At 36.4% G+C, this 10,374-nt stretch carries 9 protein-coding genes; 1 reads left to right on the top strand and 8 read right to left on the bottom strand.

What is annotated here, in order from left to right; all coding sequences use genetic code 11:
* A partial coding sequence (locus tag J7K93_01435) for a DUF354 domain-containing protein (GenBank protein MCD6115651.1) occupies positions 1–1,003 on the top strand: 1,003 nt, incomplete at its 5' end.
* A gap of 174 nt (positions 1,004–1,177) precedes the next feature.
* On the opposite strand, the gene J7K93_01440 is transcribed toward J7K93_01435, so the two are convergent.
* The 8 genes from J7K93_01440 to J7K93_01475 all read right to left on the bottom strand — a co-directional run.
* On the bottom strand, positions 1,178–2,194 hold the full coding sequence (locus J7K93_01440; protein ID MCD6115652.1) for an NAD-dependent epimerase/dehydratase family protein: 1,017 nt from the start codon (positions 2,192–2,194) through the stop codon (positions 1,178–1,180).
* A 53-nt stretch (positions 2,195–2,247) separates the two neighbouring features.
* Complete coding sequence (gene asnB, locus J7K93_01445; protein MCD6115653.1) at positions 2,248–4,155, bottom strand: asparagine synthase (glutamine-hydrolyzing); 1,908 nt, start codon at positions 4,153–4,155, stop codon at positions 2,248–2,250.
* A 35-nt stretch (positions 4,156–4,190) separates the two neighbouring features.
* Positions 4,191–5,135 carry an NAD-dependent epimerase/dehydratase family protein gene (locus tag J7K93_01450; protein ID MCD6115654.1) on the bottom strand — a complete coding sequence of 315 codons (945 nt, stop codon included), beginning with the start codon at positions 5,133–5,135 and terminating at the stop codon, positions 4,191–4,193.
* A gap of 54 nt (positions 5,136–5,189) precedes the next feature.
* Positions 5,190–6,467, bottom strand: a complete 1,278-nt coding sequence (locus tag J7K93_01455; protein ID MCD6115655.1) for a hypothetical protein — start codon at positions 6,465–6,467, stop codon at positions 5,190–5,192.
* A gap of 16 nt (positions 6,468–6,483) precedes the next feature.
* Positions 6,484–7,758, bottom strand: coding sequence for a hypothetical protein (locus J7K93_01460; GenBank protein ID MCD6115656.1), 1,275 nt, complete (start codon positions 7,756–7,758; stop codon positions 6,484–6,486).
* Between the two features lie 44 nt (positions 7,759–7,802).
* Positions 7,803–8,624, bottom strand: a complete 822-nt coding sequence (locus J7K93_01465) for a class I SAM-dependent methyltransferase (GenBank protein MCD6115657.1) — start codon at positions 8,622–8,624, stop codon at positions 7,803–7,805.
* Positions 8,625–8,636: 12 nt separating this feature from the next.
* Positions 8,637–10,121, bottom strand: coding sequence for an oligosaccharide flippase family protein (locus tag J7K93_01470; GenBank protein MCD6115658.1), 1,485 nt, complete (start codon positions 10,119–10,121; stop codon positions 8,637–8,639).
* Positions 10,122–10,192: 71 nt separating this feature from the next.
* Positions 10,193–10,374 (bottom strand): hypothetical protein (locus J7K93_01475; GenBank protein MCD6115659.1); only part of this gene is annotated, 182 nt, incomplete at its 5' end.

Consider the following 10,374-nt stretch of genomic DNA (forward strand, 5'->3'; position numbering starts at 1 on the left):
GGCATTGTTTCAAAAAAGACATAATGTCATTATAGGAACAAGGGATAAAGAATTCACAATCGATTTATTGAATGCCTATAAAATTAAACACACTGTTCTTACAAGCAAAGGCCAAGGCCTAACAGGTTTAATAATAGAGCTCATTAAACAACAATTTAAAATATCAAGAATAATCAGGAAAAACCAGATAGACCTGATGCTCCAGATAAGCGGCATATTCAACGCGCCAGTTGGAAGATATTACGGAGTACCGACACTTGCTTTCTCAGACACTGAAAATGACAGATGGGGAAATAAATTATCTTTTCCACTAAGCAGACATGTTATCCTGCCGACCTGCTTTGACCATAAAGTCGGTGGTTCCTGGAAAAATCAGATCCATTATCCCGGCTATCATGAATTGGCGTATTTAGCCCCTCGTTACGTGACTAAAAGAATCGAACCGGAAAATAAATTCCTGGTTCGATTCGTGGGATGGCAGGCAGGTCACGATATTGGCGAAAAAGGATTGTCTATTAATCAAAAAATAGAAATCGTCAATATCCTAAAAGATTTCGGGTCCGTTCATATTACTTCTGAAGCTCCTTTACCTGATGAAATTGCAAAATTTGCCTGTAAAATTCATCCGTCTGAAATACACGACTTCATGTTGTCATGTAAAATGATTGTGGGCGAATCTGCAACAATGGCATCGGAAGCGGCATGCCTGGGTATTCCGGCGATTTTTATTTCAAATACGGGAAGGGGTTATACAACGGAGCAGGATAAAAAATATGGCCTTATAAAACATTACCAATTGAACCAATGGAACGAAATTGTGCAAACTATGAAGGAATGGGCATCTAAAGACCTAAATGAAGAATGGCAGAAACGGCGTTGGAATATGTTGAAAGATAAGATTGACGTTACGTCTTGGATAGTTGATCTTATAGAACATTATTCTGAAAGTTTTGCAACCGCACAGAAGGGCGAATTTTCGCAGTACGCACTAACTTATGAGTGATGAATAATTAAGGGTGTGAATAGCGGAATATCGTATGCTTTACACAAATCGACAGTTACATCCTTATCTCGAGAAGCGGCTAAAACTTCTCCCCCCTCCCTTGTCACTTTCTTGATGAGATTGCGAAAAAGATGAACATGTGCAGGACAGGATGTCCCAGATCAAAAAGTAATTTCATTTGATTTGATTATCATATTTCTTGATGCAATTATCAATTAAGGATATATGACTTTTAGTCCACTCTATTGTAAGCATTATCCCTTTTTTTAAATTGATCATGGGGCCAAAACCCAATTGATTTTTTGCCTTTTCAGTACTTCCAAAACGTTTTCCGGAGCGATCCCAATTTCGTTTTGGACCCATTTGAACTGGAACAGGATTTTCGGTAAGTTTATTTATCAATTGAGCAAGTTTCAATACAGGGGTTTCAATACCACCGGCCAGATTATAAACTTCACCCGGTTTCCCGGTTGTTGCACACAACATTAATCCGCGCACAATATCATCAACATATATGAAATCACGAGTAGCAATACCACCGTTTTCCACTATAAGTGGCATCTTTTTGACTGCGCGGTAAATAAAGGTGGGGATTACGTTACGCCAAACGGTAGCCGGTGTTCCCCGCCACTTCCCTGCTCCAAGTATTTCTCCCGGACCATAGACATTCTGAAACCGAGCCTTAACTATGGGAAGATTATCATGCATAAAGTAGTAGTTTGAATAGAATTCTCCAATAATCTTTGAAATCTGATAAGGACTATCCAAGTAGAGTGATACAGGTGTATCTTCGGTTGTTGCATGAGCTGTCTCATATGTTTTTTCTGCCACGGTACATCCCGCTGAAGAATAGACAACTTTTTTGATTCTGCTAAAATTTTTAATATGCTCATACAGTTTAAGAGTTGTCAGCGTATTATTTTCATGATCGGCGAGAGGATTATGAATAGAACTCTGGTTTCCGTGATAAGTAGCGAGATGAAACACATAATCAAAATCATCTTTCAGCATAGATAGTATCCTGTCATCTGCTATCGATCCCTCTATAAATTTTACATTTGGGACTGCGGGAACATTAACTCTTTCAGCGGAAAGCAGGTTGTCAACAATAACGATTTCAACCTGCCTCGTTTCTAAGAGTGTCTTTACCAGATTACTTCCTATGAAACCTGCACCACCGATCACTAACATCTTTTTTGAGAAAAATTCTTTCAATTCTTTTCCCTGGTTTACCTTCGTTTATTTCAATTTATGAGGTTTTTATAGTAGTGACTTTTATCATGAAATTCCTGTTGCCAAACTTCAAGACTTAGCAATCCCCAAATCTTTCTACCGAACGTTGATTCCGAATCAAGACCTTTTAGTACTTCTTCAGAATTTATATAAAACCGTTCTTTTGCTTTTCGTGAGTTAAAAATATCAAAGATATATTCACGCAAGCTTCCCTTAAACCATTCGTTAACAGGTACGGGGAAGCCCATTTTGTTTTTTCTGTTTGCGATGATATCCGGAAGAAGGTCTCTTACTGCATTGAGAAGGACCATTTTTAATGTTCCGTCCTTGAACTTGATATCAGACGGCATTGTTGCAGCAAACTCGACAATCGGGTGATCAAGAAATGGCACACGTGATTCAAGACCATGAGCCATGCTCATGCGGTCTTCAACTTGAAGTAACGCAGGTAATAGTGTTTTAAAATCGAAATGCGTCATTTTGTCCAAGTAGGATTCTTTACCGACATTGCTTCCATTGAAGATCTTGGAAAAAGCCTCGAATGGCGAGTAATCTCCGAGTACATCCCATCTGATTTCTTTTTCTAAAGTATTTGCTCGATTGATAAGCCGATAGTAGCGCTTATCGATATCATCAAAAAGACCTTCTCCCCAAAATTCCCTGATTAGTGGCTTATAATTTTGCAGGGCAATTAAATTTGGTATGATCGATTCATAAGTGACTATAAAGTTTCCGTTCTGTAATGTGCCATCAATAGCCCCTTTGATACACTGTTCAAAATATGCAATCAGATAGCGGGTATATCCACCGAATATTTCGTCTCCACCTTGCCCTCCAAGAACTACCTTCCGATATTGCGATGCAAGCTTTGATACGTGATACTGGGGAAAAGAACCAGGTCCTGCAACAGGGTAATCAAGGTGATAAATAACCTTATTAAATGTTTTTATAAAATCATCACTTGTTATTTCTATCTCATGAAGCGACAACCCATAAGATGATCCAAGCGCTTTGGCATATTTACTTTCGTCATACAATTCACCAAGGGAGAATTTGCCAGTGAATGCTTTAAATTCATCATCATTAGTAAATGATGAAGCAAGTGAGGTGATAGCGCTCGAATCAATTCCACCACTTAAATATGATCCGAAAGGCACATCGCTTACAATATGATATTCGACAGACTCATTAATGAGATTGCGGAGTTCCTCTGTGAAATATCTTGCCGTGTGATTAAAGTCAGGTATATAATAAACTTCCCAGTATTGGTTTGTTTGTATGTTATTTCGATTTACAGTCATAGTGTGACCGGCTGGCAGTTCGTGTATTCCCGCAAATAGAGTTTTTCCATCAAGAATAAATTGGAATGTAAGATAATCATTTAATGCATCTATATCGGTTTCGATTTGTGGCAGGAATAGCAGTAAAGTTTTTGCTTCAGACGCAAAAACAAGAACATTGTTGATAACAGCGTAGTAAAATGGTTTGATACCAAAACGGTCACGTGCACAGAATAAGCGCATTTTTCTTCCATCCCATATGGCAAATGCAAACATGCCACGCAGGTGATTTACACATTCAGTTCCCCATTTATTATAGGCAGCAAGAATTACTTCAGTATCAGATGATGTTTTAAATTGATAATTCGATAATTCCTTTTTTAAGTCACGATAATTGTATATTTCACCATTATAACAAATGACATTCCCATTAATATCTGTCATAGGTTGTGCACCGGTATTAAGATCTATGATACTGAGACGTCTGTGAGCAAAGCCAACATGATTATGTTGATGCGTCCATATTCCTTCACCATCCGGCCCCCTGTGAGACTGAACCTGGTTCATAACATGAAGGTGTTCTTTAAGATTGGGATAGGGACTGTGCTCTAAATTTAAGATTCCTGCTATACCACACATATTTGTTCGGAGTTTTCCTTGATAATAGTGTTATTTTACTTTTTGGTGTCTTCTACTCTCAGGTGTGTATATGTTTCGGTAATTCCATACCTTTTATAATATTCAACGGCAACCTTGACACCTACTTCAAGTGATGTTGTAACTTTCCACTTAAAATCCTGTTCGGTTTTCGATGGATCAAGTAAAATAGTATATGCATCCTCTTCTCCTCTGGGACGAATCTCAACTTCCTCATCCAGAGTAATACCTAAGGCCTGGACTGTTGCATCGAATAGTTCCTTAATTGAGAAGTCTCTACCTGAAGATATATGATAGGCACCCGCAGAACCTTCACCCTTCAGTGCTGTCATTACAACGTCTATTAAATCCTGTATGTAAATAAAGTCGCGTCTTGTATCCATGACAAAACAAGGGTTATTATTGGTAAGCCGCTGATAAAAGGTGGGCAATGGACCGCTTATGTTTCTGGGACCGTATGCGTTTGCGAGACGGAACGTAATATAGTTTATACCGGATAATTTGATATATTGTTCTCCAGCTGTCTTGCTTATTGCATAACTACTTCCTTCAGGTTGTATGGGATGGTTTAGTGTTATCGGTTGTTCAACAGGTTTCAAACCATAACAAAGTGCCGTCTGAAAGTAGATTAAACGAGACACATTGAGACGTCTGGATTCTTTAGTAATGATTGCTGATCCCAATACATTGGTACGTACATCTTCTTCCCAGTTGTCAGGGTCTTTGTAAGAGGCTGCTGCATGGACAACCTGGTCGGGATGAAAATCATCAAATATTTTTGCCACTATTTCTTCGTCGGCAATTGTTCCTTCAACAATAATCAAATTAGGATGAGCCTTAAGATTATCACGTCGACCGGTTGAATAATTATCAATTACAAGAACCTCATTTCCCTCAGCTAATAAACGATCCGAAAGGTGCGATCCTATAAAGCCCGCACCACCTGTAATTAAAACTTTCATAGAATAATCTCCCACTTAGTTATTTTTCGTCAAAATAATTCTGAATTTTAGATATTACTTCCTCATTAATCGTAACAATTTACTATAAGTCCCGGGCAAAAAAGACTTGCCCAATTTTATGATGGTTGACGTAACAATAACCCCAATCCATGAAAAGGTTTCCGCCCAGATCATCCACTTATACGCAAAAACTTGTCCAAATGACAGTTTTTCTTTGAATTCAGGAGTTTTTTTATGGCCGAGAGTTTTTTCTAAAATAGTATTCACAAAACTTCGGTATGTATATCGTTCCGATTCAACTATATCACGGTAAGCTTGTTCCGTTAACTTGTATCGTATTTTATCTTTACTGATAGTATCTATCACTTGATCAATATTGCTAAAATCATACTTTAACTCAATATAGTGCTTCCCAGGAAGCAGGATATCATTATATCTGCCTTCGACGAGTATCTGACATGTTTTTGTAGCACACGCTTCTAAATGCCTTGGTGAAATTGCCATTAGATTCAGGAAGCCATCTTCGTGAGGGAAACATGAAGCCTCAATTTCGTCGAATGTTGCGTCGGGATGTTTAGCCTGATAATTTTCTGTTTTATATCTTATGGATCCATCTCTGTCTAAGACAGTAGCTCCACCTTCTACTCCTATTGTATACTTGCATCGTAACAAGAACCTGTACCAGTCATCTCCGTAGAAGGTGTCTTTGCCATCGGTAGATATGTCACACTTTAGATTATATTTGTTAGCTACATCTTTAAATATATCGGCAATTTTGATTTTTAAAAATCCATGTCTTCCCAACCAATGACGAATCCCATAAGCTCTGTATCCAATATCGATTGGCCGATTAGAAGAAGATTCTTCGAGTTTTTTGATACGTAAAAGCGTTTTATCATCGAGGTATCCGGTTAACACTTTAAGGAATTTAACTTTCTGAAAATCTACCTTGTGGTAAATCTTTGGCCATTCCGATTCGGGAGCAACTGAAAAGACATAGTCAATTTCAAATTCATTTATAAAATCACAGAGCATGTCAGTTTTTATAAATTCATCTTGGGGCAAGGCTACTTTTATGGTTTTTAATTCTTTCAGAGGTCTTGCTTTTTTGAGGAAACTATTGAAATTGACCCAGCGTTTTGAAAGAAAGGTTGTGTGAAATATTACGAGATCAATCGGAACTTTGAAGATGTAAGAAGGAACTTTTCTTACAGCCAAATTGAGATAAATAATGTTGTAATTTGAATAACGGCTGAAACAGTAAAGATGATCTTTTACTGTTGATCTAAGTGGATAATTGTAATTTCCATATACAATTAAAATATTTAACATCTAATACCCTTAAATCTTATATACTTATAGACTTTTTGAAATGGCGTTTAATAAACGGTCTTAAAATATTGATAACTTGTTTTCTAAACGGAAGCTGTCGATATGGTAGAGATCTTAACAAACGATAAAAGCTACCTTTTTTAAGTGTAGTTTCAACATATTGTATTTCATCACCGGAAACATTATTGGGTTGTAGACCTCCAACCATTAACTCGTCATCAAATGTTTTGATGAAGTTTCTATAGCTATAATTTCCTGAAGCTATTAAATCTTGATATGCTTTTTCTGTTAATCTATGCCGCAACTCCTGATTATTAAACATTTTGATTACTTCGTCGAAGTTAGAAAAGTCTTTTTTTAGCGGAATATAATGCACCATAGGTTTCAGAATCCCGGAGTATTTTCCTTCAAATAAAATTTGACATACGCGAAAAGCAGATGCCTCGAAATGCCGCGGGCTGATTGTTCTATACGGAATGTTATTTTCGTATTTATGTAAAAACTTGTTATATATTTCATTAAAAGTAATTCGCGGATTATTTGTAATAGTTTCTTCGCAGGATTGACGTACAGTGTCCTTTAAATCGAATATAGATACTCCGGCTTCAACGCCAAGTACAGCTTTACAATTAGCGAGAAACTCGAACCATTTATTTCCATATATTCTTTTGCTTTCTTCTGTTTCAATATCAAGATTTAATCCTGATTCAGATGCAAGTTTACGAAATTGAACGCCGATAAAATGTTTTTCTTGAGCACCCTTTCCCATGTAAAAAGGTAATTGACGACCCCTATAACCAATGTCAATTTGACGTTCTTTGTCTGGTTTAAAATACAATTCAGCTATTTCAATTAGATTATCGCTAACATAACCAGTTAAATTATAAAATATTTTAGGTACCTTAGTATATTTTTCGTATGTGTTTTTGAAATAAAGGGGTTCTACTAAAGTATAAATGCAATCTAGCTTACACTGGTCTATTAAATGAAATCTATGTGGACAGAAATGATATTCATCCTGAAAGAAAGCAATTTTATAACTGCTATTACTTTCTTTAACGTAATCCAAGAATTTACCTGCAAGTCCGAAGGGTGCCGCTCCAAAAAGAGAATAATGAAGAAGGATGATTTTGAATTTTATTTTTGATAAATCTTTTGGAAAGCCAAAGCAGGTATTTACTTTCCAAACTTTAAACTGGGAGTAATCTGAAAATGCGTCAATATGTTCCATAATCGTTGGGGCGTTTTCAATCAAAGAAAGCCGATATATTAGCAATATCCCGTTTATCATAAGAAAAATAATCCCTTTTAATGCGTGGCAGTTTACTGTCGAGCTTACTTTTTTATTACAAAGTTCATTTCAATTGGATAATACAAGTATTCTATGATTTTTCTATGCAATATGGGAGCATATTTCTGAATTTTCGTTAAAATTTGCCGCCATATAGAATGTCCCACAAAAAATGGCAAGGACCATTTAAGTCGGCCCATTGCTGGATAATATCCAGCATATGTAATTTCAACAACTTTGCATTCAAAGATACGTTCAAATAGTAGCTTTAGAGAGTTTTCATCAAAGTTTCTTACATGAACATACTTATAAGGACAGACTTCTGGAAGATAGCTATATAAGTTTTCACGGTATGGAACACGAACAATTAATATGCCACTCTTTTTTAAAACATTTAGAAGATTCCTGACTGACAAGTTCAGGTCTAATACATGTTCAAGCATGTCCGTGCAAACAACAACATCAAAATATTCCTGTTTATAGGGCAATTCTTCCACTAATGTATAGCAGACTTCGATTCCTTTCTTTTGTGATAGTTCCAAGTAGCCAAAGCTTATATCAAAACCATAACGTTTTAAATAAGGGAAATGAGACAGCAAACGTCCCATACCCACACCAGCATCTAAAATTTTATCATTATCATTAGAATATGTTTTTATAAGGTCGATTGTTGATTGTTCGCATTGTTTCCAAAGTGCTTCTTCAATGAAGGGATTGTGTCCGGTTTTTTGGAAATGTTCTAAATGATCGGAAGAAATCTTTTCATAGTTATCAATATATTCGTTTGATTCCGAGAATACAGGAATTGTGCCATGATGTCTGAGAGGTTTTCTTGAATAGACTGAGTTAATGATTTTACTTTTCATTGTTTATTTTCTCTAAGATAAATGTACTCTGTTAATAATTGGTAATACTTTATTTTTAATTTTCCATAGTGTCTGCCTCTCGTTGTAATTCAGGGAATAATAAATTAATACAAAAAGTAGTATTGTTGAAATTATTGATATCCCTATTTCCATTGATAGAGGAAGTTCTCTTTCTAATGGCATAATGATCATATATGCCAAAAATATTAAAGAAAAACGAGCTATGCGGTTCCATTCATGAGATACTTGGATATACTCACTTTTTTTCATGGTATTCCATAATTGGGTCAACAATACCATTGAAAGGAATCCAAGCATCAGAGCTATCGCAGCACCCATCATGCCGTATAATGGAATAAACAATAAATTTAAAAGTATGGTAATTACTGCCGCTATTCCTTGAATTATACTAACATACTTGATCTGTTTCGCAAAATACATACCCGGCAGTAGAATACTGAATACACCGATAAGAAATTGAGTAGTAGCCGAAAATCCTACAACTTTATAGGCATTGTGAAACGACGGCTGAGTCATTATGTACACTACCGGCTTTGCCGCAATGAAAAACATTATACAAAGCGTACCAAAACCGAACACATAATATGTCAATATTCGTCCAAATAAACGAGAAGCTTCTTCTTTCTTTTCCATAAATGACATGAAGTAGGGATACCATGCAGAGATAAATCCATTTACAAAAACAGTCATTATCATCCCTATATTAAATCCGATTGTATAGACACCCAAACAATCAAGGCCATCGAACCATTGGAGCAGATATTTATTAGCGTCTCTCAAGATGAAGAAGAATGCAAAGCTTGGAACAAGGGGAAGTCCAAGACGAAGCAACTCTTTGGTTATCAAGGGGTTAAAACGTAATTTAATCTTTGTAGTTACGAATAAAAGGATTAACGAAAAGCTCCCAATCTGACCAATCAGGTAGCCCTGTACATAACCAAGAACACCTTTTTTGAGTACCACGACCATCCAGAAAGTTGCACCTATCACAAATAGTGCCGAAAGAAATGTCAACACAACAAAAAGTTTTGCCTGTTTTTCAAATTGCAGATATAGTTGAAATGGTGTTTGAACGATACTTATAGCCGTGGCGATTAAGAAAATGACTATAAGATTTGAGTATACATCATTTCTCAGGGCCAATAAACTTATCTGGCACGAAAATAAAGTTCCTAAAATAACCATTATTACTGCACTCAGGACAAGAAGAACAAAAGTTGTCCAGACCGTCGCTTCCTTTCGAGATGTGTTGTCACCCTCAAAGTAAGATACGCCCATTGAGGCATTCAAACCCAGTGTAAAGACAGGAGTCAGAACGAAGGCAATTAATCCCAATATAGATATGATTCCGTAATCCGAGGGAGTTAAGTAGGCTGTAAAAACCGGAAGCAACAAAAAGCTTAAAAAGCGGTTTAATATTCTGCCAAAGCCATATATGACGGTGTGGCGTGCCAGTTGTTTGAGTTGTTCCTTCATTGCCGAGTTGAATAATTTAGGCGCTTATCAAAGCAAGATAAACAATTTTTTGTTTATATGTTAGTTTATGTTTATGCTGCAATTCCAATATGTTTAAAGATGCTTTGCATCTCAGTTTTGATATTTTCGTAATGATAATCTATAGGGACTCTATTTTTAGGTTTAGGGCCGCTCTTGCGTTTGCATGCATTGGATAACAGTGGCAGCATCACCTTTTCACGCAAGACCATGAATGCCACTATCATCCTTAAAC

It is taken from the genome of bacterium, from assembly GCA_021158245.1.
GTDB lineage: Bacteria > Zhuqueibacterota > QNDG01 > QNDG01 > QNDG01 > QNDG01.